The sequence below is a fragment of the Roseateles asaccharophilus genome, from assembly GCF_031458115.1.
GTDB classification, from domain to species: Bacteria; Pseudomonadota; Gammaproteobacteria; order Burkholderiales; family Burkholderiaceae_C; genus Pelomonas; species Pelomonas asaccharophilus_A.
Genome location: NZ_JAVDXV010000007.1, coordinates 382,688 through 409,612, shown reverse-complemented (window position 1 = coordinate 409,612; position 26,925 = coordinate 382,688). Strand labels below are relative to the sequence as shown.

Below are 26,925 nucleotides of genomic sequence, written 5' to 3'. Positions count from 1 at the left end.
GTTTCCATGCCGGCGACTTGCTGGTTCGTCAGGCTGGCGACTTGTGCCGTGGTCAGCGTGGCGACCTGCTCGGTCGTCAGCGCATTGAGCTGCTCCGTCGACAGCACACGGATCTGTGCCGTGGACAGCGCACGCAGGTCCTGCGTCTCCAGCGCGGCCATCTGCTCGGTGGACAGGCCCTTGAGCTGCTGGGTCGTCAGCGACTGGATCTGTGCCGTGCTCAGCGCACGGATCTGTTCCGTGGTGAATGCATCGATGTTCTCGGACGTGATGCCGCGCAGCGCAGCCGTGGAGATCACGGCGATGTCGGCGGTCTCAATGGCAGCCAGCTGCTCGGTGGTCATCGCGCCCACCTGGGCGGAGGACAGCACGCGGAACTGGTCGGTGCCCAGCGCCTGCAGGTCGGCCGTTTCCATGCCGGCGACCTGCTGGTTCGTCAGGCTGGCAACCTGGGCGGTGGTCAGCGTGCCGACCTGCTCGGTCGTCAGAGCGTTGAGCTGCTCGGTGGTCAGCACGCGGATCTGGGCGGTGCTCAGGGCACGCAGGTCCTGCGATTCCAGCGCGGCCATCTGCTCGGTGCTCAGGCCCTTGAGCTGCTGCGTCGTCAGCGACTGGACCTGTCCGGTGCCCAGCGCCTGGATCTGTTCCGTCGTGAACGCGTCGATGTTCTCGGACGTGATGCCGCGGATGGCGTTCGTGGACAACACCGCCAAATCAGCGGTTTCGATGGCGGCCAGCTGCTCGGTGGTCATCGCACCCACCTGGGCGGAGGACAGCACGCGGAACTGGTCGGTGCCCAGCGCCTGCAGGTCAGCCGTTTCCATGCCGGTGACTTGCGCGGCGGTCAGGCTGGCGACTTGCGCCGTGGTCAGCGTGGCGACCTGCTCGGTCGTCAGCGCGTTGAGCTGCTCGGTGGTCAGCACGCGGATTTGTGCCGTCGAGAGTGCACGCAGGTCCTGGGTCTCCAGGGCGGCCATCTGCTCGGTGGACAGGCCGCGCAGTTGCTGCGTGGTCAGCGTCAGGACCTGGTTGGTGCTCAGCGCACGGATCTGCTCGGTCGTGAACGCGTCGATGTTCTCGGACGTGATGCCGCGCAGCGCCGCGGTGCTCAGCACGGCGACGTCGGCGGTCTCGATGGCGGCCAACTGGTCGGTGCCCAGCGCGCCCAACTGGGCGGAGTTCACCACCCGGAACTGGTCGGTACCCAGCGCCTGCAGGTCGGCGGTCTCAATGCCGGCGAACTGCTGCGTGGTCAGGCTGGCGACCTGGGCGGTCGTCAGCGCGGCGAATTGGTCGGTGCCCAGGCCGTTCAGCTGTTCGGTGGTCAACACGCGGATCTGCGCGGTGGTCAGCGCGCGAAGGTCCTCGGTTTCCAGCGCGGCCATCTGCTCGGTCGAGAGGCCCTTGAGCTGCTGGGTGGTCAGCGACTGGAACTGGCTGGTACCCAGCGCGCGGATCTGTTCGGACGAGAACGCATCAATGTTCTCGGAGGTGATGCCGCGCAGTGCCGCCGTGCTCAGTTGGGCGAGGTCGGCCGATTCGATGGCCGCCAGCTGATCGGTGCCCAGTGCGCCAATCTGGCGGGAGGTCAGCACCTTGAAGACGTCGGAGCTGAGCGCCTGCAGGTCAGAGGTCTCCAGCGCCGTGAACTGCTGCGTCGTGAAGCTGCCCAGCTGCGTGGTCGTCAGCGCCGCCGCCTGCTCGCTGTCCATCGCCTTCACATGCTCGGAACTCATCCCCAACAGCGCCGAAGTCGTCAGCTTCGCGATGTCTTCGGTGTCGAAAAACGCGAATTGGTCCGTGCTCAGCGCCTTGATCGCAAAGCTGGACAGCGTGGAGACCTGGCTGGTCGTCAGCGCCTTGATCTGTTCGGAGGAGAACGCCGCCCAGTCTTCCGTGTTCAGGGCACGCAAGGTTGCGGAGGTGAGGCCAGCGATCTGCTCACTGGTGAGGCTGCTGATGATGGAGGGCATGTTCTCGTTACCTCAGGTTGGGGCGGCTTGGCGTGCTGACGGGAGCTTGACGGTGCAGATGGCACTGAAACCCGACGCCCTGGGCAGGACGGCGGGTTGATCGGCGGTTATGACTGATACGTCTGGCAAAAAAGGTAGCTAGGACGGACTTCGGCAACGCGGCCATGACCTTGAGCCCACAACTGGCCGGAGTGCGGCAAATTGCAGGTTGCGGTGTTGTACCGTCGGACATGGCGTCGGTGTCGCCGGTGGGCTGCACGTAAGTCCCTCAAGCGTTAACTAATCGTTGCAATGCTAGGTCTCCCCCTTATCGGCGTTGATCTGAACAGCTTGAGGTTCGGCGCCCTGTTTTCTGCACTGAATCTGGCCTTTCCGGACTCCAATAGCGTCGCGGAGGGTCGCCCTGAGCATTAATTCATGCATGTCACAACCCTGATTCCGGCCTACAAGACCAAATATCTCGTCGAACTGCTGACCGGTTTGGTGACCCAGACGCGCCAGCCACAGCGGGTCATCGTGTCGGACGACAGCCCCAACGGGGAGTTCGGCGCGCTGCTGCGTTCGCCAAACATGGAACTGGCCATGCGCAAGCTGCCGATCGAGATCCATCAGGGTCCTCGCGCGGGCGCGTATGAGAACTTCAAGAACCTGATCCGGCTGTGGGACGGTTCCACCGAGTTCTGCCACCTGATGCTGGACGACGACGTCCTGTATCCCGACTTCTATATGCGCCACATGATGGCGCACGCCACCGGCCACCACCCCTGCAGCATCAGCGCGCGCTGGAACAGCAACGAGCGCGGCCAGCCGGTGGAAGGCATGCCCATCCCGAAGGCGGTCTGGTTCTCCAATGACCGCACGCTGCTGCTGGACGCGACGGTGCTGTTTTCCACGACGCTGCCCGAATGCCAGAACTGGCTGGGCGAGTTTTCCAACTGCGTGATGCGCAAGGAAATGGCCGAACTGCTGTTCAAGCCCGAGTTTGGCGGCGTTTCCTACGAGGGTTTGTGGGACCTGGGCGCCTTCCTGGCGGCCAGCCTCATCAGCCCGGTCGTCTATATCCAGGACCGGCTGGGCGCCTTCCGCGCCGGTGGGGAAGGGCACTCCGCCCAGATGCTGGGCAAGCACATGAAGGCAGCCCACCTGGGCTACGGCGCGCTGGCGCTGGGCGCCACGCGCATCGGCCGGCTGGGCCAGGAGCAGGCGCGGCAGTGCTACGCCGGGCTGCATGGTGCGCTGCACAACCGCTACGCGCAGGAGCCGGACATGGCGCCCTTCGTCGACATCATGCGCCGCCTCAGCCAGGGCGACGCGACGGCGGAGGCTGACTTCCTGCAGCACTGGAACAGCTTCCTGACCAGCCACAAGTTCTAAGAGGGTGAGAGGGAATCCGACATGCCCGCTCTGGCCCCCCAAAACGCCCCACTCGTCGTTGCAAATGCTCGCCGTAGTTCGAGCTGCGGCTGTGCTTTGCGCCTAGATTGGGCCGTTTTGGTGCGCCCTTTCGGGCACGCCGGATCCCCTCTCACCCTCTGACTGCCCATGGACCCCCGCCAAATTCCCATCGTCGTGGTGTCATACAACTCCCCGGAGTTGATACGCAACCTGCTGGCCTCGCTGCGCCGCTTCTATGCCAACCCGGTGCACATCGTGGACGGCTCCAGCGCCGAGCATGTGGACGGCATCCGTGCGGCGGTGGCGCCGTTCGACGGCGTGACGCTGCATGTGCAGGGCTACAACATCCACCACGGCCCCGGCATGGCCTGGGCCATACAGACGCTGCCGCTGGGGCCGGTCGCGCTGTTCCTGGACAGCGACATCGTCGTGCTGCGCGACGGCTTCATCGAGGCGCTGCTGGCGGAACTGCAGCCCCAGCACTACGGCGTGGGCGGCGTGGCCTATGTGAACCGCGAGGGTTTCGACATTCCCTACGCCTATGGCGCCGTGCCCTACCTGCACCCGCCCTGCATGCTGTGCAACATCGAGGTCATGAAGCAGTGGCCCATGCCCATCAAGCATGGTGCCCCCATGGTGGCGCCCATGCTGGCCCTGCATGACGCCGGCAAGTCCGACCTGCTCCGGCACCTGGACTGGGCGCTGAACGACGTGACGCCCGGCACCGAGAAGGTCTACATCGACCACGTGGGCCGCGGCACCGTCATGAACACCCAGGGTTATCACCTGGATGAATGGATGGCCGAAGTGCGCGCCAAGCAGGCCGCCGACGCCCAGGCTGCGGCCGATGCGCAGGCGGCCGCCGAGCCGCGCGGCTACAACCCCTTTGTGCTGCAGTTGATTCCGCCGCAGGTGCAGCGCGTCGTGGAGGTGGGTTGCAGCACCGGCGGCCTGGCCCAGGCGCTGAAGGCGCGCCGGCCCGACGTGCATTTCGTCGGTCTCGAGCTGGACGCCAAGGCGGCGGCCATGGCCCGCCAGCGCTGCGACGAGGTCCTGCAACTGAACATCGACGAGGCCGGCCCGGAGTTCTTCGCGTCGTTGCAGGGCGCCGACTGCTGGGTGTTCGGCGACGTGCTGGAGCATCTGCGCGACCCCTGGCGCGTGCTGGCCGAGGTGACCAAGGTGCTGGCGCCCGGCGGCTACGTCGTGACCAGCATTCCCAATGCGCAGCACTGGAGCGTGCAGGCGCGGCTCAACATGGGCGCCTTCCAGTACGAGGCCACCGGCCTGATGGACCGCACCCACATCCGCTGGTTCACGCGCCAGACCATGCTGCAAATGTTCGACGGCGCCGGCCTGCGCGTGGAGGCGGGCATTCCGTGCATGGTGGAAGAGCCGCCCATCCGCGAGCAGGCGCTGGCCGGCGTGCGCCAGATGGCGCTGGCGCTGGGTCGCGACCCCGAGGAGGCGGTGCGCGACGCGTCGCCCATGCAATACGCAATGCGGGCGGTGCGGGCCTGATCAGCGCGCCTGTGCCGTCGCGGCCAGGCCGTTCTCGAAATGGGTGCGCATCAGCCGCGCCGTGGCGTCGGCATCGCGGGCCAGCAGCGCCTGCATCAGCGCGCGGTGCTCGCCCAGTGATTCGGCCAGTCGGCCCTCGCGGAACAGCGAGTGGTGGCGGTTCAGCTTCATCAGCCGGCGCAGGTCGTTGACCATCTGCTGGCGCCAGCGGTTGCCCTCGATCTCCAGGATGCGCAGGTGGAACTGCTCGTTGGCGGCAAAGAAGGCGTCGCGGTCGGGCAGCGCGGTTTCCAGCGCTTCATGCAGGGTCGCCAGCTCGGCCAGCTCCACGTCGCTGGCCAGCGCGGCCACGCGTGAGGCGGCGTCGCTCTCCAGCAGCGACAGCAGCTGGTAGGCCTCGCGCACATCGCGTTCGCTCATCTCGGTCACATAGGCGCCGCGGCGCAGCTTCATCGTGACCAGGCCTTCGGCGGCCAGCACCTTCAGCGCCTCGCGCAGCGGCGTGCGGCTGATGCCCAGTTCGCCGCACAGCTTCAGCTCGTCGATCCACGAGCCCGGCTCCAGCTCGCGCGCGAGGATGCGCTGGCGCAGCCGGTCCGCCACCTGTTCATACAGAGCGAGGCTGGCGAGCGGGGCGGCGGCGGAATCGGAAAGGCCGGCTGAAGGCATGGGCGCCGAGTGTAGGCGAATCTGAATTCATAATTATGAATAACGAGCCGGCTATGATGCCGCTCCTGTTACAGGAGAGTTTCGATGTCGGACGACAGCCGCGCCCGGAGCGCCCCGGAGTTCAAGACCGCCACGCTGGAGCAGTGGACCAAGGCCGCGGCCAAGTCGGCGCCCGGCGGCGATGTCGATGCGTTGAACTGGACGACGCCCGAGGGCCTGACCGTCAAGCCGCTGTACACGGCCGCCGACACCGCCGGCCTGCCGCACGCCGACACGCTGCCCGGCTTCGAGCCCTTCCTGCGCGGCCCGCAGCCCACCATGTACGCCGTGCGGCCGTGGACCATCCGCCAGTACGCCGGCTTCTCCACCGCCGAGGAAAGCAACGCCTTCTACCGAAAGGCGCTGGCCGCCGGTGGGCAGGGCGTGTCGGTGGCGTTCGACCTGGCCACCCACCGCGGCTACGACAGCGACCACCCCCGCGTGACCGGCGATGTCGGCAAGGCCGGCGTGGCCATCGACTCGGTGGAGGACATGAAGATCCTGTTCGACGGCATCCCGCTGGACAAGGTGAGCGTGAGCATGACGATGAACGGCGCCGTGCTGCCGGTGCTGGCCGGCTACGTCGTGGCGGCGGAAGAGCAGGGCGTGGGCCAGGAACTGCTGGCCGGGACCATCCAGAACGACATCCTCAAGGAGTTCATGGTCCGCAACACCTACATCTACCCGCCAGCGCCCAGCATGCGCATCGTCGGCGACATCATCGAGTACACGGCGCAGAAGATGCCCAAGTTCAACTCGATCAGCATCTCCGGCTATCACATGCAGGAGGCCGGCGCCAACCAGGCGCTGGAACTGGCCTTCACGCTGGCCGACGGCAAGGAGTATGTGAAGACGGCGATGGCCAAGGGCCTGGGCGTTGACGATTTCGCGCCGCGGCTGTCGTTCTTCTGGGCCATCGGGATGAACTTCTATCTCGAGATCGCCAAGATGCGCGCGGCGCGGCTGCTGTGGACGCGCATCATGAAGGGCTTCGGCGCCACCCATCCCAAGAGCCTGATGCTGCGCACGCACTGCCAGACCTCGGGATGGAGCCTGACCGCGCAAGACCCGTACAACAACGTGGTGCGCACCACCATCGAAGCCATGGCTGCCGTGTTCGGCGGCACGCAGAGCCTGCACACCAACTCGCTGGACGAGGCCATCGCGCTGCCCACCGAGTTCAGCGCCCGCATCGCGCGCAACACGCAGCTCATCATCCAGGAAGAGACCCACATCACCAGCGTCATCGACCCCTGGGCGGGCAGCTACATGATGGAGAAGCTGACCCAGGACATGGCCGACAAGGCCTGGGCGCTGATCGAGGAGGTGGATGCGATGGGCGGCATGACCGCCGCCGTGGACTCCGGGTGGGCCAAGCTGAAGATCGAGGCCAGCGCGGCCGAGAAGCAGGCCCGCATCGACTCCGGCGCCGACGTCATCGTGGGCGTCAACAAGTACAAGCTGGCCAAGGAAGATCCCATCGACATCCTGGACGTGGACAACGTCAAGGTGCGCGAAGGCCAGATCGCGCGGCTCAACCGCATCAAGGCGACGCGCGACACCGCCGCGGTGCAGGCCGCGCTGGCCGCGCTGACCGAATGCGCGAAGACCGGCCAGGGCAACCTGCTGGACCTGTCCATCCAGGCCGTGCGCCTGCGTGCGACGGTGGGCGAGGTGAGCGACGCGCTGGAGTCCGTCTTCGGCCGCCACCGTGCCGACACGCACAAGGTCAGCGGCGTCTACGCGGCGGCCTACGACTCGGCCGAGGGTTGGGCCAAGCTGCAAGGCGAGATCGCCGCCTTCGGTGACGAACACGGCCGCCGCCCGCGCGTGATGATCGCCAAGCTGGGGCAGGATGGCCACGACCGCGGCGCCAAGGTCGTCGCCACCGCGTTTGCCGACCTGGGTTTCGACGTGGACATCGGCCCGCTGTTCCAGACCCCCGAGGAATGCGCCCGCCAGGCCATCGAGAACGACGTGCATGCGGTGGGCGTTTCCACGCTGGCGGCCGGCCACAAGACGCTGGTGCCGGCCATCATCGAGGCGCTCAAGCAGCAGGGCGCCGACGACATCATCGTGTTCGTCGGCGGCGTCATCCCGGCGCAGGACTACGACTTCCTGTACCAGGCCGGCGTCAAGGGCGTATACGGCCCCGGCACGCCCATCCCGGCCAGCGCCAAGGATGTGCTGGAGCAGATCCGCGCGCGGGTGGCCGCCTGATGCTGCCCACGCTGGCGCCCGTCGCCGATGCGGATTTCGAGGCCATGCTGAGCGTGCGCATCGAAGCGCTGCGCGAAAGCCTGGAGCGGCTCGGGCGCTTCAATCCCGACGTTGCTCGGGCCCGCCTGAAGTCGCAGTTCCGGCCCGAATGGATGCGGCATCTGGTGGTCGACGGCGAGCGCGTGGGCTACTTCACGGTCGAGCCGCGCGGGGGCGAGTTGCGACTGCACCATCTCTATCTGAAGCCGGCCATGCAGGGGCAGGGCATCGGCGCCTGGGTGCTGGAGCAGATCAAGGCGCGGGGCCTGCCCATCACGCTCGCCGCGCTGCGCGAGAGCCGTGCCAACGATTTCTACCTGCGCCACGGCTTCAAGGTCGTCGAGGAGCAGGCATTCGACATCGAGTACCGCTGGGAGGTTGGCGCGTGAGCGACCTTGCCGGGCGCGTGAAGGCCAGCGAGCGCCGTGCGCTGGCCAAGGCCATCACGCTGGTCGAGTCCACGCGGGCCGATCATCGCGAGCAGGCCGATGCGCTGCTGACCGCGCTGATGCCGGCCACCGGCAACGCGCTGCGCCTGGGCATCTCGGGCGTGCCGGGCGTGGGCAAGAGCACCTTCATCGAGGCCTTCGGCCTGTTGCTGCTGGAGCGCGGCCATCGCGTGGCGGTGCTGACGGTGGATCCGTCCAGCAGCGTGTCCGGCGGCGCCATCCTGGGCGACAAGACGCGCATGGAGAAGCTCTCCATGGACCAGCGCGCCTTCATCCGCCCCAGCCCCAGCAGCGGCACGCTGGGCGGCGTGGCCGAGAAGACGCGTGAGGCCATGCTGCTGTGCGAGGCGGCGGGCTACGACGTCGTCATCGTCGAGACCGTGGGCGTGGGCCAGAGCGAGACCGCCGTGGCCGGCATGACCGACCTGTATCTGCTGCTGCAGCTGCCCAATGCGGGCGATGACCTGCAGGCCATCAAGAAGGGCGTCATGGAACTGGCCGACCTGGTGGTCATCAACAAGGCCGACCTCGACCCGACGGCCGCCATGCGCGCGCAGGCGCAGATCACGTCCGCGCTGCGGCTGTTGCCCACGCATGCCCATGCGGCGCCGCGCGTGCTGCAGGTCAGCGCGCTGAAGGCCGAGGGCATCGCGCCGCTGTGGGATGCGCTGACCGCCCAACGCGATGCGCGCATCGCCAACGGCAGCTGGGCGGCCAAGCGCCGCGAGCAGTCGCTCGCGTGGATGTGGGAGCGCATCCAGGCCGGCCTGCGCCAGGCCTTCGTGGCCCATCCGGGCGTGGCCGAGCGCCTGCAAGCCGCCACAGCCGATGTGCGAGAAGGTCGCACGCCCGCTTCCACCGCAGCCCGGCAGTTGCTGGCTGCTTTCCGGAGTTCCTGATGATCACCGGCTTGAACCACATCAACCTGCGCGCGCCGGCCGAACTGCTGGCCACGCTGCGCGACTTCTACCGCGACGTGCTGGGCCTCACCGTCGGGCCCCGGCCGGGCTTCGACAGCGACGGCTACTGGCTCTATGCCGGCGGCCATCCGGTCGTTCACCTGTCCACACAGCGCGCCCACGAGCCCGTGCGCGGCCCGGTCGACGCGACCCGGCCGACGACCTACGACCACACGGCCTTCAACGGCACCGACCACCAGGCCATGGCCGCCCATCTGGCCGCTTCAGGCGTGACCTTCCACGAGGTGCGCTCGGACATCACGCGCCAGCACCAGTTCTTCCTGCAAGACCCCGCCGGCAACGGCGTGGAGATCAATTTCCCTTTCTGAGGGCCGAACCCCATGCATGACATCCTGCAAGCACTCGAAGCCAAGCGCGCCCGCGCGCGGCTGGGCGGTGGCGAGAAGCGCATCGCCGCCCAGCACGCCAAGGGCAAGCTGACCGCCCGCGAACGGCTGGAACTGCTGTTCGACGAGGGCAGCTTCGAGGAATGGGACATGTTCGTCGAGCACCGCTGCGTGGACTTCGGCATGGCCGACAACAAGATCCCCGGCGACGGCGTCGTGACCGGCTACGGCACGATCAGCGGCCGCCTCGCGTTTGCGTTCAGCCAGGACTTCACCGTCTTCGGCGGCGCCTTGAGCGAAGCCCATGCCGAGAAGATCTGCAAGGTGATGGACCAGGCCATGAAAGTCGGCGCCCCGGTCATCGGCCTGAACGACTCGGGCGGCGCGCGCATCCAGGAAGGCGTTGCCAGCCTGGGTGGTTACGCCGACGTGTTCCAGAAGAACGTGCTGGCCTCCGGCGTCATCCCGCAGATCAGCATGATCATGGGCCCCTGCGCCGGCGGCGCGGTGTACTCGCCGGCGATGACGGACTTCATCTTCATGGTGAAGGACAGCAGCTACATGTTCGTCACCGGCCCCGAGGTCGTGAAGACCGTGACGCACGAGGAGGTGACGGCCGAAGAGCTGGGCGGTGCGACCACGCACAACACGCGCAGCGGCGTGGCCGACCTGTCGTTCGAGAACGACGTGGAAGCGCTGCTGATGCTGCGCCGCTTCTTCAACTACCTGCCGCTGTCCAACCGCGAAAAGGCGCCCGTGCGGCCCAGCGGCGACCCGGCATCGCGGCTGGACCATTCGCTGGACACGCTGGTACCGGAGAACCCCAACAAGCCCTATGACATCAAGGAGCTGATCCTGAAGGTCGTCGACGACGGCGACTTCTTCGAGCTGCAGCCCGACTACGCGAAGAACATCGTCACCGGCTTCGCGCGCATGGAAGGCCAGACGGTGGGCATCGTCGCCAACCAGCCGCTGGTGCTGGCCGGCTGCCTGGACATCAAGAGCAGCATCAAGGCCGCGCGCTTCGTGCGCTTCTGCGACGCCTTCCACATCCCCGTCATCACCTTCGTCGACGTGCCCGGCTTCATGCCCGGCACCTCGCAGGAGTACGGCGGCATCATCAAGCACGGCGCCAAGCTGCTGTACGCCTACGCCGAGGCGACCGTCCCCAAGATCACCGTCATCACGCGCAAGGCCTATGGCGGCGCCTACGACGTGATGGCCTCCAAGCACCTGCGCGGCGACGTCAACTTCGCCTGGCCGAATGCCGAGATTGCCGTGATGGGCGCCAAGGGCGCGGTGGAGATCATCTTCCGCGAGGACAAGAAGGACCCCGCCAAGCTGGCCGAGCGCGAGGCCGAGTACAAGGCCCGCTTCGCCAACCCCTTCGTGGCGGGCGCGCGCGGTTTCATCGACGACGTCATCCAGCCGCACGAGACGCGCAAGCGCATCTGCCGGTCGCTGGCGATGCTGAAGGACAAGAAGCTGGAGAACCCGTGGCGCAAGCACGGGAACATTCCGTTGTGAGCAAGCGCTGGATGTTGGCGCTGGCGGTTGTGCTGACCAGCCAGGCCCAGGCAACTCAGCACAAGGACCCGGCCAGCGGCTGCGCGGTGTCCGCGCCGGCCTACCTGGCCAGCAGCGACTACGTCTTCAGCTACCAGGGCGTCTGCCGTGACGGCCTCGCCGAAGGCCAGGGCAAGGCCATCTGGACGCTGAAAAATTCACCCTCGCACCGCGAGGAGTGGGCGGGGCGCTTCAGTGCCGGCGTCTACCTGCCGGAACCCGCGCAAGGACTGAAGGCGCGCGCGCTGCGGGGCGACAACGTGCTGTTCGATCTCGGCCCGCTGCCCAAGCTGGAGGGCATGAGCCCGCGCCTGGCCGTTGAGGCCACCAGCGAGCTGACCAAGTACCCCGATCCCTGCAAGCCCGACACGCTGTTTGTGCTGCAGGCCGATGGCCCGGCCCTGGTGTCGGACGATGTCGCCAAGCGGATGCTGAGTTCGGCGCTGGACAAGCTCAAGCTGCGCTGCGGCGATGACCGCCTGCGCGAGCGCGGCCGGCCGGGCGGCGAACGCAGCCATGTGCGCGTGCGGATGGTGCCCCAGACCGATCTGGAGTTCGATCCATACGGCAACCCCAAGGGCATCGTCGTCGAAGCCACGCTGCCGCTGGACGCGGGCAAGGATTTCTCCCAGTACAGCAACAGCGTGGCCAGCCAGCAGCGCCAGCGCCAGGCGCGTGAAGAGCGTGATGCGCTGAAGCAAGCCAATGCGCAGCGCCTGCAGGCCTTCGCGAAGCCGACGGGTGCCAGCCTATGGGTTGGCCTCAATGCGTTGGCGCAGAACCCCTTTCGCTACCAGGACCAGATCGTGCTGACGGCCGTGAGGCTGAACGAAGTGGTCGCGCCGACGCGTGCCCGCGTGATGGCGGTCGGCGGCGGCTATCAGAGCAGCTTTGCGTTGGTCGAGGGCGAGGGCCTGGCCAAGTGGGAACCTGGCGCCCGCGTGCTGGCGGTCAGGGTGCTGGGGCGCTTGCCGAACACCGATGCCGCTCTGCCCGCAGGGCTGCACCTGCAACTGGTCGGCCAGTTGCCTTGCGCGCTGGGAGATTGCAGCGATCGCCTGTCGCTGCCCAACCCGCTGCGCGACGGGGAGGCGCTGCCATGAGCAAGGCCAGCTGCGCGGCCGAGGCGAAGCGCCTCACCGACATCCCCAACATCGGCAAGGCGATGGAAGCGGACCTCATCGGCCTGGGCATCAACACGCCGGCCGACGTGAAGCGCATGGACCCGTACAAGACCTATGACGCGCTGCGCGACCCCATGGGCCAGCGCCACGACCCCTGCGTGCTGGACACCTTCATGGCCGCGCACGACTTCATGAACGGCGGGCCCGCCCAGCCGTGGTGGCACTTCACCGAGCAGCGCAAGAAGCTGCTGGGCTCCAAGAAATAACGAGGCAACTCATGTTCACCAAGATCCTCATTGCGAATCGCGGCGAGATTGCCTGCCGGGTGATCGCCACAGCCAGGAAGATGGGCATCGCCACCGTCGCCGTCTACTCCGAGGCCGACAAGGACGCCCGCCATGTCGAGCTGGCCGACGAGGCCGTGCTGCTGGGGCCGGCGCCGTCGCGCGAGAGCTATCTCGTCGCCGACAAGATCATCGCCGCCGCCAAGCAGGCCGGTGCGCAGGCCATCCACCCCGGCTACGGCTTCTTGTCCGAGAACGAGGACTTCGCGCGCCGCGTCGAGGAAGAGGGCATCGCCTTCATCGGCCCCAAGCACTACAAGATCGCGTCCAAGAAGCTGGCCAACGAGGCCAAGGTCAGCACCATCCCCGGCCACAACGAACCCATCCTGTCGGCGGAAGAAGCCGTGCAGATCGCGCAGCGCATCGGCTACCCGGTCATGATCAAGGCCAGCGCCGGCGGTGGTGGCAAGGGCTTGCGCGTGGCGTTCAACGACAAGGAATGCTTCGAGGGCTTCACGTCCTGCCGCAACGAGGCGCGCAACAGCTTCGGCGACGACCGCGTCTTCATGGAGAAGTTCGTCGAGCAGCCGCGCCACATCGAGATCCAGGTGCTGGGCGATTCGCAAGGCAACGTGGTCTACCTGTGGGAGCGCGAATGCTCCATCCAGCGCCGCCACCAGAAGGTCATCGAGGAAGCGCCGTCGCCCTTCATCAGCGAGGCCACGCGCCGCGCGATGGGCGAGCAGGCCGTCGCGCTGGCCAAGGCCGTGAAGTACCAGAGCGCCGGCACGGTGGAGTTCGTTGTCGGCAAGGACCAGGACTTCTACTTCCTGGAGATGAACACGCGGCTGCAGGTGGAGCACCCGGTCACCGAGTGCATCACCGGGCTGGACCTCGTCGAGCAGATGATCCGCGTCGCCGCCGGCGAGCCGCTGACCTTCACGCAGGCCGACATCAAGCGCGATGGCTGGGCCATCGAGTGCCGCATCAACGCGGAAGACCCGTTCCGCAACTTCCTGCCGTCGACGGGCCGTCTCGTGCGTTATCAGCCGCCCGAGACGACGATGCAGCAGGCCGAGGCGGGCCGCTTTGGCGTGCGCGTGGACACCGGCGTCTACGAGGGCGGCGAGATCCCGATGTTCTACGACTCGATGATCGCCAAGCTCATCGTGCATGGAAGGGATCGCGCCGAGGCCATCGCCAAGATGCGCGAGGCGCTGAACGGCTTCGTCATCCGCGGCGTGTCCAGCAACATCCCGTTCCAGGCCGCGCTGCTGGCGCATCCCGATTTCGGCAGCGGCAACTTCAACACCGGCTTCATCGCCCAGCACTACGTCGGCGGCTTCAAGGCCGAGGACGTACCGCACGACGACCCGCTATTCCTCGTCGCGCTGGCCGGCTTCATCCGCCGCAAGGCGCGCGAGCGTGAGGCCGGCATCAGTGGCCAGCTGCCGGGCCACGAGGTGCAGATCGAGCACGACTACGTCGCCGTCGTGAACCTCGGCGCCGGCCGCGGCGAGCAGCACGCGATGCACATCAGCGAGTTCGCCGGTGCGCTCGGCGAGGCGCGCGTGCAGGTCGGCGACAAGGATTACCGCATCGTCAGCCGCTCGCGCCTGAACGACGTGCGCATCACCGGCACCGTCAACGGCCTGAGCTTCACGGCCCAGGCCGAGCGCGGCACGGCGAAGAACCCGCTGGCCTATCGCATCCAGCATGGCGGCCGCGCCGTCGAGCTGACTGTGCTGAGCCCGCGCGCCGCCGAACTGCAGGCGCTGATGCCCTACAAGGCGCCGCCCGACACGTCCAAGCTGCTGCTGTCGCCCATGCCGGGCCTGCTGGTGCACCTGGCCGCGCAGGTGGGCCAAACCGTGCAGGCTGGCGAGCGCCTGGCCGTCATCGAAGCGATGAAGATGGAAAACATCCTCAGCGCGCAGCAGGACGTGACGGTGGCCGAGATCCTGGCCAAGCCGGGCGAAAGCCTGTCCGTGGACCAGCCGATTCTTCGCTTTGCCTGAGCCGACGATCGCCATCGTCGGCGCGGGCGTCGCCGGTGCGGCCGCGGCGATTCGCCTGGCCGAGCGCGGCATTGCCGTCACGCTTTACGAGGCGGTCGCCGAACCGAAGCCCATAGGCGCGGGCCTGCTGCTGCAGCCCACCGGCCAGCGCGTGCTGGCAGCCATGGGCTTGCTGGACGATGCACTGGCGCTGGGCACCCGCGTGGACCGGCTGTTCGGCGACACGCCCACCGGCCGCGCGGTGCTTGACATGAGCTACCGGCGCTTCCACGCCGAGGCCTATGGCCTGGGCCTGCAGCGCGGCGCGCTGATGGGGCTGCTGTGGCGGCGCCTGCGCGAGCTGGGTGTGGACTGGCAGTGTGGCGCGTCGGCGCAGGGATTTGAGCAGGATGCCAACGGTGTCACGCTGCGCTTTGCCGACCGCGCGCCCGCGCGGCATGCCGCGCTGATCCTGGCCAACGGCAGCTTCTCGCGGCTGCGCGAGGGCATGAGGGTCGCCCAGCATGCACACCCGTTTCCGTGGGGCGCGGTGTGGACCGTGCTGCCGGCGCCGCAAGGATTTCCGCAGATCGAGCTGCGCCAGCGCTTTCGCTCCGCGTCGCAGATGCTGGGCCTGATGCCCGTGGGCAAGGCGGCCGGCGACGACACGCGGCGTGGCATCAACCTGTTCTGGAGCCTGCCCGTCGCCGAGCTGGATGGCTGGGCCGGGCGAATCGGCCTGGACCGGCTCAAGGCGCAGATGGCCGCGCTGTTTCCCGAGGTCACGCCGCTGCTGACCGAACTGACCGATGCCACGCAGTTGCGCGAGGCCCGCTACGCCGACGTCTGGATGGCCCGCTGGCATGACGGCCGCGTGCTGGCCATCGGCGACTGCGCCCATGGCATGAGCCCGCAACTGGGGCAGGGCGCCAACATGGCGCTCATCGATGCGCACGAGCTTGCCGCGGAGGCCGATGGCGACTGGCCGCAGGTCTTCGAGCGCTACACGCGCCGCCGCCGTGCCCACCTGCGTTTCTACGGCCAGGCCAGCAAGCGGCTGACGCCGATGTTCCAGTCCCATGCGGTGGTCGCGCCCTGGCTGCGCGACCGCTTCTTCGGCTGGGGCGGCAGGCTGCCCTACATCCACCAACAATCCATCGCCACGCTGGCCGGCGTCAAGACCGGCTGGCTGTGGGGACGACTCAAGCTGTGAGCGACGCCATGAACATCACCGCACGACCCTTCAAGATCCTCGGCCTGCAGCAGATCGCCATCGGCGGCCTCGACAAGGGCAAGCTGCGCCATCTGTGGGTGGACCTGCTGGGCGTGCCCGTCACCGGCAACTTCAAGAGCGAGCGCGAGAACGTCGACGAGGACATCTGCACGCTGGGCCAGGGCGTCCATGCCGTGGAGGTGGACCTGATGCAGCCGCTGGACCCCGACAAGAAGCCGGCCGTGCACGCCACGCCGCTGAACCACATCGGCCTGTGGGTGGATGACCTGCCGGTGGCCGTGCAGTGGCTGGAGGCGCAGGGCCTGCGCTTCGCGCCGGGCGGCATCCGCCGCGGTGCGGCTGGCCACGACATCTGCTTCGTCCACCCCAAGGGCAACGAGCAGTTCCCGTTCGGCGGCGAGGGCGTGCTGATCGAGCTGGTGCAGGCGCCGGCCGACGTCGTGGCGGCCCTGGGCTGAAGCAGGGGCGTGCTCAGCTGGGCGGGCGCGCTGCGGTGGCGAGCTTGTTGAGGTCGACGCCATTGATGATGCCGCGCAACTGTTCGATGCCGACCTGATCGCCCTTCGCCTCGACGATGACGCCGTTGGGCAGCAGCACCGTCATCTCGGCGCGCGAGCCATCCTTGCGGTACTCCTCCCGCACCGTGCGGTCGCCCTGCTTGAACACGCGCTCGACACGGCCATCGGTCTCCTTGTCGAGGGTCATGTGGGCCCAGCCCGCAAGGCCGGCCATGCCGGCGAGGCTGCCCATGTCGGTGATGTCCAGGCTGACGGCCTTGTCGCCGTTGCCGTAGCGGGCCCGGGCGGAAGACGATTGGATGCCCATCGCGCCGCCACTCTGCGCCTCGACGCTGCTGCGTTTGAAATCGCCGAAGCCCTCGGGCAGCAGCGCCTTGAGGTCGGCGGCCGGCATGGGCTTGGCGCCGCCGGTCGCGCCGGCCATCGCGCCCATCATGTCGCCCAGAGCCTTGCCCGCCGCGGCGCTGTCTCCCTTGGCCTGGGCCTCTTCCATGCGTTTGCCCAACGCCTCCATGCGTTTGGCGGCCGCTTCCATCTTGCTGGTGTCGAGGGTGACGTCGCCGCCGGGGCTCTGGATGGTCACCGCGCCACCATCCGGGCGTCCGCTGCTCCAGCCGCCGAGCACCGCGCCGCTCACCGCGCCCACGACCAGCCCGGCCACGATGCCGGCCACCACCACCACGGCCGTGTAGCCGGCGGACTTTTCCGGCGGGGTGCGCATCAGCACCGGCAGCCCGAGGTAGACGAGGTAAATCGAGTAGACGCCGCACAGCAGGCCCAGCGCGCTCAGCGAGGGCAGCAGCTGGAACACGCCGCCCGCGAAGCCTGCCGTGCTGCCGTAGGCCACCAGCTTGAGTGCGGCCAGGCGGTCGGGGGTGCCTCCGAAACTGGGTGCCAGCGCGTTCACCAGCAGGGCCAGCAGGTAGACCATGCCCAGCGACAGCAGATAGCTGAACACCATGTGCACCAGCCCACTGACGATGGGCACGCGGTAGCTGAAGCCGAAGCCGCCCACGCCCATCACCGACAGGCCGACGAAGCCCGCCACCGCCGGCACTGCCGCGAGGATGAGCACCCAGTCCCTGTACAGCGACTGCGGCGTGGCGGCCTCCGCGGCGATCTGCGGCCAGGTGTCCTTGGGCTTGAACAGGATGTCTTGCGCGCGCTGGACCAGTTGCATGGCAGTCTCCCCGGGATGGCCCATCCTAGGAGCCGCGCCGCGCATGGCACATGGGGCTTTCATGAAGCCGCTCGCGTGCCGGCGTCTTTGGCGTTGGCGAAGCCGCGCTTCCCCAATCGCTGCTTCTGCGAAACCGTACCCGCCCGTAACCTGCACACAGCAAAACTTGCGCGTGCCGCGCTGGGCTGACCGGCCCGTGGCACACCGGAAGGCGGGGGCGTCACAAGCGGCTTCGTGGATTCGGTCGCAAGGCTTTGCTCGGCCGTCGGGGTCAGAATCTGCGCCTTCGCATGTCAAGCCGCCCGATGCGCCACACCTTCCTTCTGCTGGCCCTGCTGCCAACCCTCGCGCAGGCCTGGGGCAACCACAGTCCCATGTGCTACCGCGCCTTCGAGCGCATGCCCGAGGTCGCCAACGCCGCGGCCGTGAAGGTCGAACCCCTCGTCGATTTCCTGCGCGCCCAGGAGTCCGCCATTGCGCGCACGCTGGACGCCCAGGAGGCCTGGGCCCGCCAGCACCTGAAGGGGCACGCGCCACGGCCCGAGGCGCTGCGCTTCACGGCCGATGCCAAACGCAGCGATGCCGAGCGGCGCGCGGCCTTCCTGCGTGCGCTGCGCCTGTCGCCGCAGTCCAAGCTGGCGCTGTACCTGCAGGTCGACCCGCGCGAGGCGGACAGCAGCCGCCCGGCGCTGGACGCCGCCGAGGTCAGCGCGGTCGGCAACAGCAAAGGCGCCACGCAGCGCTTTGTCGCGTTGCAAGCGGGCGAGGCGGTGGCGCCGCTGGCGGTGCTGGCCTCGGCCTGCGACGAGCCTGACTACGGCCATGACCTGAACCTGTTCGACGACAACGCGGGTGCGCCGTCCAATCCGGGCTATGGCTTTGGCAAGCAACCCTTCGGCAACCCGGCCGTGGCCATCGGCTCGCAGGCGCCGTTCCATATGGGCTTCTTTCACCAAGGGCGCGTCTTCAACACCTTGGCGCCGAGCTTCGCGCGCACCTTCACCGAGCTGCGCGTACAGCAGTACGGTGGCCTGGCCGTGCTGGCCTGGCAGACCGGCCATGCCTACTGGGGTTGGCGCTTCGCGGGCCTGGCGCTGCATCACGTCGAGGACCTGACCCAGCCGTACCACGCCAGCGCCGCGCCCGGCGCGACGCTGGGCCACATGATGTGGGTCAACCTGAAGGCCCAACTGGGCGCCCCGGCCGACCGGCAGGGGCTGGTGGTGCTGCAGAGCAACCGCCATTTCGTGCTGGAGAACTTCCAGACCAGCTGGATCATGGACAACGCCCGCCAGCGTCGCGATGGGCCGCTGGAGCAGGCGCTGCGCGATCTGGCGCTGGATGGGCGCTATCCAGCCTGGAGCCCGGGCTACGTGCGCGACGTCGTGGCGGCCGAGGCCTTCGCGGCGGGGCCGCGCACCGATGCGGCGGTGGTGGTCGGGGCGCCGGCGAAATTCGTCACTGACCCCAATTTCGACTTTGCCGCCAATGAGGGGCGCCTGGGCGCTGAGCTGGCCCGCGACATGCAGGGGCAGCGCGAGGCCTTGCTGCGCGAGGTGGCGGAGCTGCTGCGGCACTTCGGCTCGCACAGCCGCAACGGGCTGCGCGGCCTGCTGAAGCAGGCCGGCAAGTAGCCGGGGATCTCAGCCGCGGCCGATGGTGGGTGCGGCCTTCACGGGGATGGTGCCGCGCTCGTAGACGATGACGCTGTCGTAGAACGAGATGCCGAAGGTGTTGCGGGCGACGAAGTCCGCCTCGATCGCGCCGCGCGAGTGGTCGGCATTCAGCTTGTCGACCAGCGACTTGCTGACGTTGACGAAACTGCCCGGCTCGTTCACGCCGCCGCCGTACTCCGGCCAGTAGCAGGTGTGCAGGTCTTCCGCGATGTAGAGGCCGTTCTTCGCGATGCGCGGGTACAGGAACTCGAAGGTGGCGACCAAGTGGTTCATCTTGTGGCTGCCGTCGTCAATGACGATGTCGAAGGTGCCGAACTCGTCGATCAGCGACTGCAGGAACTTCGGATCGGACTGGTCGCCGATGCGCACGTGGATGCCGGGCTCCTCGTGCTGCTTGCACTCGGGGTTGATGTCGATGCCCACGATGGTGGCCAGCGGGCCCAGGAAGCGCTGCCACATCTGCAGCGAGCCGCCCTTGAAGACGCCGATCTCCAGCAGCGTGATGGTCCGGTTCCGGAACGGTGCCAGATGCCGCTCGTAGATCGGAAAGTAGTGCACCCACTTGTGCACCAGCTTCTGGTCGTTGGTCTTGAAGTCTTGCCAGAGGTTCATGTGGACGGTTCCTGTCAGGAGGTGAGGGGGCGGCGCAGTTCGGAGAACAGCACGTGGGCGCGCTGCTCCTGCTTGACCATCTCGAAGCCGCCGCTGAAGCCATAGATGCGCGCGGTGGGATCGGGGCCGGCGAAATACACCGGGAAGGTTTCGGCGGTGATGATGTTGACGTGCGTCGGGTCCTGCCAGGCCTGCGGGTGCGGGAAGTTGGGCGTGGCCGACATGAAGATGCCGCCCGGCTTGAGCTTGCGGTACACCTCGCTCATCAAGCGCACGAACGGGAAGATGGTGCGGCCGTCCACATAGAGCACGCGCGGCAGGTGCTCGATGAAATGGAAGGCGGTGATGAAGTCGAACTCGCAGTCGGGGCCCGGGATGGGCTGCACGAACAGGTCGGCCGAGCGGATGCGCGGGTTGTCGAGCTGGCGGATGTCCAGCCCGTAGACCTCATCGGCGTTGTACGGGTTCTGCGGGTTGGGGCCGCAGCCCAGGTCCAGCGTGGTCGTTGCCATGGGTGGAGTCAGAGTGCTGAAGTAAGGGCGGGATTTCAGCCCGACGTGCCCAGGAACTGCCGGGCGCCGTCGAGGAAATGGGGCAGCAGGTCGGGCCGTTCCTCCGACAGGCCATTCCCCAGTGTGCGGAACAGCTGCTGGCGATGGAATTGGTGGATCTGCGCGCGGGCCTGCTGGAAGGGCTCGGCCGTGCTCAGCGCCTGCAGGGCCCCGATGTACTGGTCGAAGAACTTGAACTGGCGCCAGCGGGATTCCAGCGTGCTGTAGCCGGCAATGCCCGAGGGCAGGTCGTGTCCGGTGCGGACCGGCTCTGCCGGGTGATAGACGCAGGGTGCACCCAGCAGCAGCAGCGCCAGGCTGAAGCAGGCCTGCGGGTAGACGTTGTCGCGCGAGTTGGCGACGGGTTCGATCAGCGGCAGCAGCCGCTGGGCCCAGGCCGTGTTCAGTACGATGCCGGGCAGGTGGTTGCAGCAGTTGCGGTACTCGTGCGCCTCGATGCGTGCGACATCCTCGCGGCCGCGGTAGACGCTGCCGTCAGGTGCGCGGAACAGCGTTGTGATCCAGGCCGGTGGCGTGTCCGTCTCGCCCAGGTAGTGCGCCAGCTTCAACACTTCGTCGGCGTTCAGCCAGTCGTCGTCGGTGCTGACGAGCAGGTAGTCGCTGCGGCACTGGCGGATCAGGTTGAAGAAGTTGCCGCAGAAGCCCGCCCGGTCAGTATTCTTCCGCACGCGCAGCCAGCCGTCATCGCCATCGACGGCCGCAAAGGGCAGGGCGCGCACCGCATCGAAGGCGCCGTCCGGGGAGTCGTCGTCGATGACCAGCACGTCGATACGGTCGCGGTGCGCGGGCGTACAGGCGTCGGTCAGGCGCGTCAGCACGTCGAGCAACGCGTCCTTGCGGTTGTAGCTCGGGATGCCGATGGTGATGCGCGGGGGCGGCGTCATGGGCGGGCATGGTAGGCCGTGGCGGGGCCGTCCATCGCAGAAACAAGCTCCGCGCAGCCCGTCAGTTGCCCGATGAATCCCGACAGCCCGGCGTCAGCTCAAATTCGTTGATTGCGAAGCCTTGGTGTAAATCTGGCGCAGAATTGCGTTCTTCACGAAGGCTATGCTGACGCCGGAGACGAACATGCGCCACGACCTCACCACCCTCAACCTCGTGCTGGCCATCGAGCAGACCCGCTCGATCACCCGCGGAGCCGCCCAGGAACACCTGGCGCTGGCCGCGGCCAGCAAGCGGCTGTCGGACCTTGAAAGCCGCCTCGGCGTGCAGCTCTTCGAGCGGCGCGCCCGGGGTGTCGAGCCCACCGAGGCCGGCCGGGCGCTGGTGCGCCACATCCGCTCGCTGCACGCGTCGCTCTATGCCCTTGAAACCGAGGTCATGGAGTTCTCGCGCGGCATCAAGGGCCATCTGCGCATCGCCTCCAACACCAGCGCGATCGCCGAATGCCTGCCGCCCTATCTGGTGGAGTTCTCCCAGGCCCATGCGCAGATCCGCATCAGCCTGGAAGACCTGACCAGCACCGAGGTGCAGGCCGCCGTCGCCGAAGGGCGCGCGGACGTCGGCATCTTCACGGGCCCCGTGCAGGACAACCGCGTGCAGACCTGGGTGTTCGCCCGCGGCCGCCTGGCGGCGCTGGTGCCGCTGAAGCATCCGCTCGCCAACCGCGAGGCCGTCAGCTTCGACGACCTGCTGGCTTACGACCTCATCGGCCTGCATGCCGGCGCCAGCGCGCAGGAATTGATGCGCGAACAGGCGGCGGCCCGTGGCCAGACGCTCAATGCGCGCCTGCAGGTGCGGGGCTTCGACGGTATCGCGCAGCTGGTCGAATCCGGCCTGGGCGTGGCCGTGCTGCCTGAAGAGCCGGCCGACCGCTTCACCCGCGTGTTCGGCGTGCGTGCGCTGCGACTTGAAGAGTCGTGGGCCGAGCGCGACTATTACTTGGGTGTGCTGCGCCAACAGCGCTTGCCCACCGTGGTGCAACGCTTCGTGGACACACTCATTCCTCGAGACAAGCAATGACCGCTAGAACCCTTTACGACAAGCTCTGGGATGAGCATGTCGTGCACACCGAGCCCGATGGCACGGCGCTGCTCTACATCGACCGTCACCTCGTCCATGAGGTGACCAGCCCGCAGGCCTTTGAAGGCCTGGACATGGCCGGCCGCAAGGTCTGGCGCCTGTCCGCCAACCTGGCCGTCAGCGACCACAACGTGCCGACGACGGACCGTTCCGAAGGCATCGCCGACCCGGTCTCCAAGCTGCAGGTCGACACGCTGGACGCCAACTGCGACCGCTTCGGCATCACGCAGTTCAAGATGAGCGACAAGCGCCAGGGCATCGTGCATGTCATCGGCCCCGAGCAGGGCGCCACGCTGCCCGGCATGACCGTGGTCTGCGGTGACAGCCACACGTCCACGCACGGCGCGTTCGGCGCGCTGGCGCACGGCATCGGCACCAGCGAGGTCGAGCATGTGCTGGCCACCCAGACGCTGTCGGCCAAGAAGGCCAAGAACCTGCTCGTCAAGGTCGAGGGCAAGCTGCCCGCCGGCTGCGGCGCCAAGGACATCGTGCTGGCCATCATCGGCAAGATCGGCACCGCCGGCGGCAACGGCTCCACCATCGAGTTCGCCGGCTCGGCCATCCGCGCGCTGAGCATGGAAGGCCGCATGACGGTCTGCAACATGGCCATCGAAGCCGGCGCCCGCGCCGGCCTGATCGGCGTGGACGACACGACGATCAACTACGTCAAGGGTCGCCCGTTCTCGCCGCAGGGCGTGGAGTGGGATCAGGCCGTCGCCTACTGGCGCACGCTGCACTCCGACCCCGGCGCCCACTTCGACAAGGTCGTCGAACTGGATGCCGCGCAGATCCGCCCGCAAGTCAGCTGGGGCACGTCGCCCGAGATGGTGCTGGCCGTGGACGAGCGCGTGCCCGACCCCGACAAGGAAAAGGATGCCGTCAAGCGCGGCGCCATCGAGCGCGCGCTGACCTACATGGCGCTGGAGCCCAACAAGGCCATCAGCGACATCCACGTCGACAAGGTCTTCATCGGTTCCTGCACCAACAGCCGCATCGAGGACATGCGCGAGGCCGCGGCCGTCGTGCGTCGCGTCGGTGGCCGGCTGGCCAAGAACATCAAGCTGGCGCTGGTGGTGCCGGGCTCCGGCCTCGTGAAGGCGCAGGCCGAAGCCGAAGGACTGGACCAGGTCTTCAAGGCTGCCGGCTTCGAGTGGCGCGAGCCGGGCTGCTCCATGTGCCTGGCGATGAACGCCGACCGGCTGGAGCCGGGCGAGCGCTGCGCCTCCACCAGCAACCGCAACTTCGAAGGCCGCCAGGGCGCGGGTGGCCGCACCCACCTCGTCAGCCCGGCCATGGCTGCGGCCGCCGCGATGACCGGCCACTTCGTCGACGTTCGTACCCTCGCCTGACATGGACAAGTTCGTCACCCACAAGGGCCTCGTCGCGCCCATGGACCGCGACAACGTCGACACCGACGCCATCATCCCCAAGCAGTTCCTGAAGTCGATCAAGCGCACGGGCTTCGGTCCCAACCTGTTCGACGAATGGCGCTACCTGGACCATGGCGAGCCCGGGCAAGACCCGGCCAGCCGCAAGCCCAACCCCGACTTCGTGCTGAACCAGCCGCGCTATGCCGGCGCCAGCGTGCTGATCGCGCGCCAGAACTTCGGCTGCGGCTCCAGCCGCGAGCACGCGCCCTGGGCGCTGCAGCAGTACGGCTTCCGCGCCATCCTGGCGCCCAGCTTCGCCGACATCTTCTTCAACAACTGCTTCAAGAACGGCCTGCTGCCCATCGTGCTGCCGGAAGGCGCCATCGCGCGCCTGTTCGACGAAGTGGCCGCCTTCCCCGGCTACCAGCTGACCGTGGACCTGCCGCGGCAGGTCGTCGTGAAGCCAGACGGCGCCGAGCTGCCGTTCGACATCGAGCCCTTCCGCAAGGAGTGCCTGATCGGCGGCCTGGACGAGATCGGCCTGACGCTGCAGCACACCGACAAGATTCGCGCTTATGAAGCACAGCGCATCGCCGCCAAACCCTGGCTGGCCAACCGAGTGATTTGAGATGAAGAAGATTGCAGTACTGCCGGGCGACGGCATCGGCCCCGAGATCATGGCCGAGGCCGTCAAGGTCCTGAAGGCACTGGATCTGCCGCTGCAGCTGGACTGGGCCGACGTCGGCGGCAAGGCCTACGAGACCGCCGGCCACCCGCTGCCGCCCGCCACGCTGAAGCTGGCGCAGGAAGCCGACGCCGTGCTGTTCGGCGCCGTGGGTGACTGGAAGTACGACAAGCTCGAGCGCTCGCTGCGCCCCGAGCAGGCCATCCTGGGTCTGCGCAAGGCGCTGGGCCTGTTTGCCAACTTCCGCCCGGCCATTTGCTACGAGCAGCTCACGCATGCTTCGTCGCTGAAGCCTGAGCTGGTGGCCGGTCTGGACATCCTCATCATCCGTGAGCTGACCGGCGACATCTACTTCGGCCAGCCGCGCGGCCGCCGCACGGCCGTGGACGGCCACTTCCCCGGCAGCGAAGAAGGCTTCGACACGATGCGCTACTCGCGCCCCGAGATCGAGCGCATCGCCCATGTCGCCTTCCAGGCCGCCCGCAAGCGCAACAAGCGCCTGACCAGCGTCGACAAGGCCAATGTGCTGGAGACCTCGCAGCTGTGGAAGGACGTGGTCACCGAGGTCCACAAGGACTACCCCGACGTCGAGCTGGACCACATGTACGTGGACAACGCGGCCATGCAGCTCGTCAAGGCGCCGAAGAAGTTCGACGTCGTCGTGACCGGCAACATGTTTGGTGACATCCTGTCCGATGAAGCCGCGATGCTGACTGGCTCCATCGGCATGCTGCCGTCCGCCTCGTTGGATGTGAACAACAAGGGCCTCTACGAGCCCAGCCACGGCAGCGCGCCGGACATCGCCGGCAATGGCATCGCCAATCCGCTGGCTACAATCCTGTCCGCTGCCATGATGCTCAAGTTCTCCCTCAACATGCCCGAAGCCGCCGCTCGTATCGAAGCTGCGGTTGAGTCGGTGCTGGCTCAGGGCTTGCGCACGGCCGACATCTGGAGTGAAGGCACCTCGAAGGTCACGACCCTCGAGATGGGCGACGCTGTCGTCAAAGCCATCACGACCACCAAAACCATTAAGAGCTAAAGCTCCGTCTCGTCTCGCCCCGACCAAACCCGGCGAACGAGCCGGGGCCCAAAGTGGATGGGGTTTGGTGACTGACAGACAAAGGATTTGAAGATGACGACCTTGGTAGGCCTCGTAGGCTGGCGTGGCATGGTGGGCTCGGTCCTGATGGATCGCATGACCGCCGAGCGTGATTTCGACCTGATCGAGCCGCTGTTCTTCTCGACCTCCAACGCCGGTGGCAACGCCCCCGCGCAGGCCAAGAACGAGACGAAGCTGCAGAACGCCTTCGACATCGAACAGCTCAAGCGCTGCGAGATCATCATCACCGCGCAGGGCGGCGACTACACCAACGAAGTCTTTCCCAAGCTGCGCGCGGCGGGCTGGACGGGCCACTGGATCGACGCCGCCTCGTCGCTGCGCATGAACGACGACGCCGTCATCGTGCTGGACCCGGTCAACATGCCGGTCATCAAGAACGCGCTGGCCGCCGGCGGCAAGAACTGGGTCGGCGGCAACTGCACGGTCAGCTGCATGCTGATGGGCGTGGGTGCGCTGTACAAGGCCGGCCTGGTCGAGTGGATGTCCACGCAGACCTACCAGGCCGCCTCCGGCGGTGGCGCTCAGCACATGCGCGAGCTGCTGACGCAGTACGGCACGCTGAACGCCGCCGTGAAGCCGCTGCTGGACGACCCCAAGAGCGCCATCCTCGAGATCGACCGCCAGGTCATCGCCAAGCAGCGTTCGCTGTCGGCTGACGAGACCGCCAACTTCGGCGTGCCGCTGGGCGGCTCGCTGATCCCCTGGATCGACCGCGACCTCGGCAACGGCCAGTCCAAGGAAGAGTGGAAGGGCATGGCCGAGACCAACAAGATCCTCGGCTCCGACGGCATCCCGGTCGACGGCTTCTGCGTGCGCGTGGGCGCCATGCGCTGCCACAGCCAGGCGCTGACCTTCAAGCTGAAGAAGGACGTGCCGCTGGCCGACATCGAGGCCATGATCCGCGCCGACAACGAGTGGGTGAAGTACGTGCCCAACACGCGTGAAGACACGCTGCGCGACCTGACGCCGGTGGCCGTCACGGGCACGATGACCATCCCCGTGGGCCGTGTGCGCAAGCTGGCGATGGGCCCCGAATATGTTGGCGCCTTCACCATCGGCGACCAGCTGCTGTGGGGAGCGGCCGAACCGCTGCGCCGCATGCTGCGGATCCTGCTGGACCGCTGAAACTAAATACGGGCCGTCAGGCCCGTTTTTGCTTACGGTCTTTTACGCTTTGACCTAGGGTTCACCCGGGCGTTGATATTGAATCCAAACGACACATCAGATACCCCTTGAGCATTTCAGCGTATATGCTTGATGTTGTTGTGTTTTTGATTCCAGACTCGACGCAGGCCATACCGTGCAAATCAGGTTTTTGCAGTGCGTGCTGAAGATCGAGACAGGCGGGGCCCAT

Annotated in this window: 23 protein-coding genes and 1 pseudogene; 18 read left to right on the top strand and 6 right to left on the bottom strand. The window is 67.4% G+C overall.

Going from position 1 to position 26,925, the window contains the following annotated elements:
* A pseudogene (locus tag J2X21_RS19025) lies at positions 1–1,973 on the bottom strand (heme utilization protein); the annotation flags it as partial.
* A gap of 417 nt (positions 1,974–2,390) precedes the next feature.
* Between J2X21_RS19025 and J2X21_RS19020 the strand changes: the two are divergent.
* Both J2X21_RS19020 and J2X21_RS19015 read left to right on the top strand, forming a co-directional pair.
* On the top strand, positions 2,391–3,347 hold the full coding sequence (locus J2X21_RS19020; RefSeq protein WP_310331227.1) for a glycosyltransferase family A protein: 957 nt from the start codon (positions 2,391–2,393) through the stop codon (positions 3,345–3,347).
* A 168-nt stretch (positions 3,348–3,515) separates the two neighbouring features.
* Positions 3,516–4,889 (top strand): methyltransferase domain-containing protein, encoded by a 1,374-nt coding sequence (locus J2X21_RS19015; RefSeq protein WP_310331224.1) that lies wholly within the window; start codon positions 3,516–3,518, stop codon positions 4,887–4,889.
* On the opposite strand, the gene J2X21_RS19010 is transcribed toward J2X21_RS19015, so the two are convergent.
* Complete coding sequence (locus J2X21_RS19010; RefSeq protein ID WP_310331222.1) at positions 4,890–5,558, bottom strand: GntR family transcriptional regulator; 669 nt, start codon at positions 5,556–5,558, stop codon at positions 4,890–4,892.
* 84 nt (positions 5,559–5,642) lie between these two features.
* On the opposite strand from J2X21_RS19010, the gene scpA reads away from it, so the two are divergent.
* Genes scpA through J2X21_RS18960 form a run of 10 tightly spaced genes read left to right on the top strand, consistent with a single transcriptional unit; the run spans position 5,643 to position 16,274 of the window.
* Complete coding sequence (gene scpA, locus J2X21_RS19005; protein WP_310331220.1) at positions 5,643–7,817, top strand: methylmalonyl-CoA mutase; 2,175 nt, start codon at positions 5,643–5,645, stop codon at positions 7,815–7,817.
* Positions 7,817–8,245: a GNAT family N-acetyltransferase gene (locus J2X21_RS19000; protein ID WP_310331218.1), complete on the top strand. Its 429-nt coding sequence runs from the start codon at positions 7,817–7,819 to the stop codon at positions 8,243–8,245. The genes scpA and J2X21_RS19000 overlap by 1 nt, the downstream gene beginning before the upstream one ends.
* On the top strand, positions 8,242–9,204 hold the full coding sequence (meaB, locus tag J2X21_RS18995) for a methylmalonyl Co-A mutase-associated GTPase MeaB (protein WP_310331216.1): 963 nt from the start codon (positions 8,242–8,244) through the stop codon (positions 9,202–9,204). Before J2X21_RS19000 ends, meaB begins: the two co-directional genes overlap by 4 nt.
* Positions 9,204–9,593 (top strand): VOC family protein, encoded by a 390-nt coding sequence (locus J2X21_RS18990; protein ID WP_404667380.1) that lies wholly within the window; start codon positions 9,204–9,206, stop codon positions 9,591–9,593. The genes meaB and J2X21_RS18990 overlap by 1 nt, the downstream gene beginning before the upstream one ends.
* Before the next feature lie 12 nt (positions 9,594–9,605).
* Positions 9,606–11,138 carry an acyl-CoA carboxylase subunit beta gene (locus J2X21_RS18985; protein ID WP_310331214.1) on the top strand — a complete coding sequence of 511 codons (1,533 nt, stop codon included), beginning with the start codon at positions 9,606–9,608 and terminating at the stop codon, positions 11,136–11,138.
* On the top strand, positions 11,135–12,280 hold the full coding sequence (locus tag J2X21_RS18980) for a hypothetical protein (protein WP_310331212.1): 1,146 nt from the start codon (positions 11,135–11,137) through the stop codon (positions 12,278–12,280). The genes J2X21_RS18985 and J2X21_RS18980 overlap by 4 nt, the downstream gene beginning before the upstream one ends.
* Positions 12,277–12,567 carry a helix-hairpin-helix domain-containing protein gene (locus J2X21_RS18975; RefSeq protein WP_310331211.1) on the top strand — a complete coding sequence of 97 codons (291 nt, stop codon included), beginning with the start codon at positions 12,277–12,279 and terminating at the stop codon, positions 12,565–12,567. The genes J2X21_RS18980 and J2X21_RS18975 overlap by 4 nt, the downstream gene beginning before the upstream one ends.
* A gap of 11 nt (positions 12,568–12,578) precedes the next feature.
* The gene (locus tag J2X21_RS18970; protein WP_310331209.1) at positions 12,579–14,603 is read left to right on the top strand and encodes an acetyl/propionyl/methylcrotonyl-CoA carboxylase subunit alpha; all 2,025 of its coding nucleotides are present in this window, start codon (positions 12,579–12,581) and stop codon (positions 14,601–14,603) included.
* Positions 14,596–15,795, top strand: a complete 1,200-nt coding sequence (locus J2X21_RS18965; protein WP_310331208.1) for an FAD-dependent oxidoreductase — start codon at positions 14,596–14,598, stop codon at positions 15,793–15,795. The genes J2X21_RS18970 and J2X21_RS18965 overlap by 8 nt, the downstream gene beginning before the upstream one ends.
* 8 nt (positions 15,796–15,803) lie before the next feature.
* On the top strand, positions 15,804–16,274 hold the full coding sequence (locus J2X21_RS18960) for a VOC family protein (protein WP_310331206.1): 471 nt from the start codon (positions 15,804–15,806) through the stop codon (positions 16,272–16,274).
* Between the two features lie 13 nt (positions 16,275–16,287).
* Here the strand turns inward: J2X21_RS18960 and J2X21_RS18955 are convergent, their stop codons facing one another.
* Positions 16,288–17,514, bottom strand: coding sequence for a Yip1 family protein (locus tag J2X21_RS18955; protein WP_310331204.1), 1,227 nt, complete (start codon positions 17,512–17,514; stop codon positions 16,288–16,290).
* A gap of 290 nt (positions 17,515–17,804) precedes the next feature.
* Here J2X21_RS18955 and J2X21_RS18950 point away from each other — a divergent pair, with 290 nt between their 5' ends.
* The gene (locus tag J2X21_RS18950) at positions 17,805–19,148 is read left to right on the top strand and encodes a phospholipase C/P1 nuclease family protein (protein ID WP_310331201.1); all 1,344 of its coding nucleotides are present in this window, start codon (positions 17,805–17,807) and stop codon (positions 19,146–19,148) included.
* Between the two features lie 9 nt (positions 19,149–19,157).
* Here J2X21_RS18950 and J2X21_RS18945 read toward each other — a convergent pair whose 3' ends face one another.
* The 3 genes from J2X21_RS18945 to J2X21_RS18935 are packed head-to-tail and all read right to left on the bottom strand — an operon-like array spanning position 19,158 to position 21,258.
* Complete coding sequence (locus J2X21_RS18945; RefSeq protein ID WP_310331199.1) at positions 19,158–19,802, bottom strand: class I SAM-dependent methyltransferase; 645 nt, start codon at positions 19,800–19,802, stop codon at positions 19,158–19,160.
* A 14-nt stretch (positions 19,803–19,816) separates the two neighbouring features.
* Positions 19,817–20,314, bottom strand: a complete 498-nt coding sequence (locus J2X21_RS18940) for a class I SAM-dependent methyltransferase (protein ID WP_310331198.1) — start codon at positions 20,312–20,314, stop codon at positions 19,817–19,819.
* 35 nt (positions 20,315–20,349) lie between these two features.
* On the bottom strand, positions 20,350–21,258 hold the full coding sequence (locus J2X21_RS18935; RefSeq protein WP_310331196.1) for a glycosyltransferase family 2 protein: 909 nt from the start codon (positions 21,256–21,258) through the stop codon (positions 20,350–20,352).
* 184 nt (positions 21,259–21,442) lie between these two features.
* Between J2X21_RS18935 and J2X21_RS18930 the strand changes: the two genes are divergently transcribed.
* The 5 genes from J2X21_RS18930 to asd all read left to right on the top strand — a co-directional run bounded on the left by J2X21_RS18930 (position 21,443) and on the right by asd (position 26,696).
* Positions 21,443–22,336 (top strand): LysR family transcriptional regulator, encoded by an 894-nt coding sequence (locus J2X21_RS18930; protein WP_310331195.1) that lies wholly within the window; start codon positions 21,443–21,445, stop codon positions 22,334–22,336.
* Positions 22,333–23,745: a 3-isopropylmalate dehydratase large subunit gene (gene leuC, locus J2X21_RS18925; protein WP_310331194.1), complete on the top strand. Its 1,413-nt coding sequence runs from the start codon at positions 22,333–22,335 to the stop codon at positions 23,743–23,745. The genes J2X21_RS18930 and leuC overlap by 4 nt, the downstream gene beginning before the upstream one ends.
* A 1-nt stretch (position 23,746) precedes the next feature.
* On the top strand, positions 23,747–24,394 hold the full coding sequence (gene leuD, locus J2X21_RS18920) for a 3-isopropylmalate dehydratase small subunit (protein WP_310331193.1): 648 nt from the start codon (positions 23,747–23,749) through the stop codon (positions 24,392–24,394).
* Between the two features lies 1 nt (position 24,395).
* Positions 24,396–25,490, top strand: coding sequence for a 3-isopropylmalate dehydrogenase (gene leuB, locus J2X21_RS18915; RefSeq protein WP_310331192.1), 1,095 nt, complete (start codon positions 24,396–24,398; stop codon positions 25,488–25,490).
* A gap of 93 nt (positions 25,491–25,583) precedes the next feature.
* Positions 25,584–26,696: an aspartate-semialdehyde dehydrogenase gene (gene asd, locus J2X21_RS18910; protein WP_310331191.1), complete on the top strand. Its 1,113-nt coding sequence runs from the start codon at positions 25,584–25,586 to the stop codon at positions 26,694–26,696.
* The last annotated feature ends 229 nt before the right edge of the window (positions 26,697–26,925 follow it).

Excerpts from the sequence above, each read along its gene's own strand:
- J2X21_RS19020 (WP_310331227.1), top strand. The coding sequence starts at position 2,391 with ATGCATGTCACAACCCTGATTCCGGCCTACAAGACCAAATATCTCGTC.
- J2X21_RS18930 (WP_310331195.1), top strand. The coding sequence starts at position 21,443 with ATGCGCCACGACCTCACCACCCTCAACCTCGTGCTGGCCATCGAGCAG.
- J2X21_RS19015 (WP_310331224.1), top strand. The coding sequence starts at position 3,516 with ATGGACCCCCGCCAAATTCCCATCGTCGTGGTGTCATACAACTCCCCG.
- J2X21_RS18970 (WP_310331209.1), top strand. The coding sequence starts at position 12,579 with ATGTTCACCAAGATCCTCATTGCGAATCGCGGCGAGATTGCCTGCCGG.
- leuD (WP_310331193.1), top strand. The coding sequence starts at position 23,747 with ATGGACAAGTTCGTCACCCACAAGGGCCTCGTCGCGCCCATGGACCGC.
- J2X21_RS18990 (WP_404667380.1), top strand. The coding sequence starts at position 9,204 with ATGATCACCGGCTTGAACCACATCAACCTGCGCGCGCCGGCCGAACTG.
- scpA (WP_310331220.1), top strand. The coding sequence starts at position 5,643 with ATGTCGGACGACAGCCGCGCCCGGAGCGCCCCGGAGTTCAAGACCGCC.
- leuB (WP_310331192.1), top strand. The coding sequence starts at position 24,396 with ATGAAGAAGATTGCAGTACTGCCGGGCGACGGCATCGGCCCCGAGATC.
- J2X21_RS18955 (WP_310331204.1), bottom strand. The coding sequence starts at position 17,514 with ATGCAACTGGTCCAGCGCGCGCAAGACATCCTGTTCAAGCCCAAGGAC.
- J2X21_RS19000 (WP_310331218.1), top strand. The coding sequence starts at position 7,817 with ATGCTGCCCACGCTGGCGCCCGTCGCCGATGCGGATTTCGAGGCCATG.
- J2X21_RS18945 (WP_310331199.1), bottom strand. The coding sequence starts at position 19,802 with ATGAACCTCTGGCAAGACTTCAAGACCAACGACCAGAAGCTGGTGCAC.
- J2X21_RS18960 (WP_310331206.1), top strand. The coding sequence starts at position 15,804 with ATGAACATCACCGCACGACCCTTCAAGATCCTCGGCCTGCAGCAGATC.
- leuC (WP_310331194.1), top strand. The coding sequence starts at position 22,333 with ATGACCGCTAGAACCCTTTACGACAAGCTCTGGGATGAGCATGTCGTG.
- J2X21_RS18975 (WP_310331211.1), top strand. The coding sequence starts at position 12,277 with ATGAGCAAGGCCAGCTGCGCGGCCGAGGCGAAGCGCCTCACCGACATC.
- J2X21_RS18940 (WP_310331198.1), bottom strand. The coding sequence starts at position 20,314 with ATGGCAACGACCACGCTGGACCTGGGCTGCGGCCCCAACCCGCAGAAC.
- J2X21_RS18950 (WP_310331201.1), top strand. The coding sequence starts at position 17,805 with ATGTCAAGCCGCCCGATGCGCCACACCTTCCTTCTGCTGGCCCTGCTG.
- J2X21_RS18985 (WP_310331214.1), top strand. The coding sequence starts at position 9,606 with ATGCATGACATCCTGCAAGCACTCGAAGCCAAGCGCGCCCGCGCGCGG.
- J2X21_RS18935 (WP_310331196.1), bottom strand. The coding sequence starts at position 21,258 with ATGACGCCGCCCCCGCGCATCACCATCGGCATCCCGAGCTACAACCGC.
- asd (WP_310331191.1), top strand. The coding sequence starts at position 25,584 with ATGACGACCTTGGTAGGCCTCGTAGGCTGGCGTGGCATGGTGGGCTCG.
- J2X21_RS19010 (WP_310331222.1), bottom strand. The coding sequence starts at position 5,558 with ATGCCTTCAGCCGGCCTTTCCGATTCCGCCGCCGCCCCGCTCGCCAGC.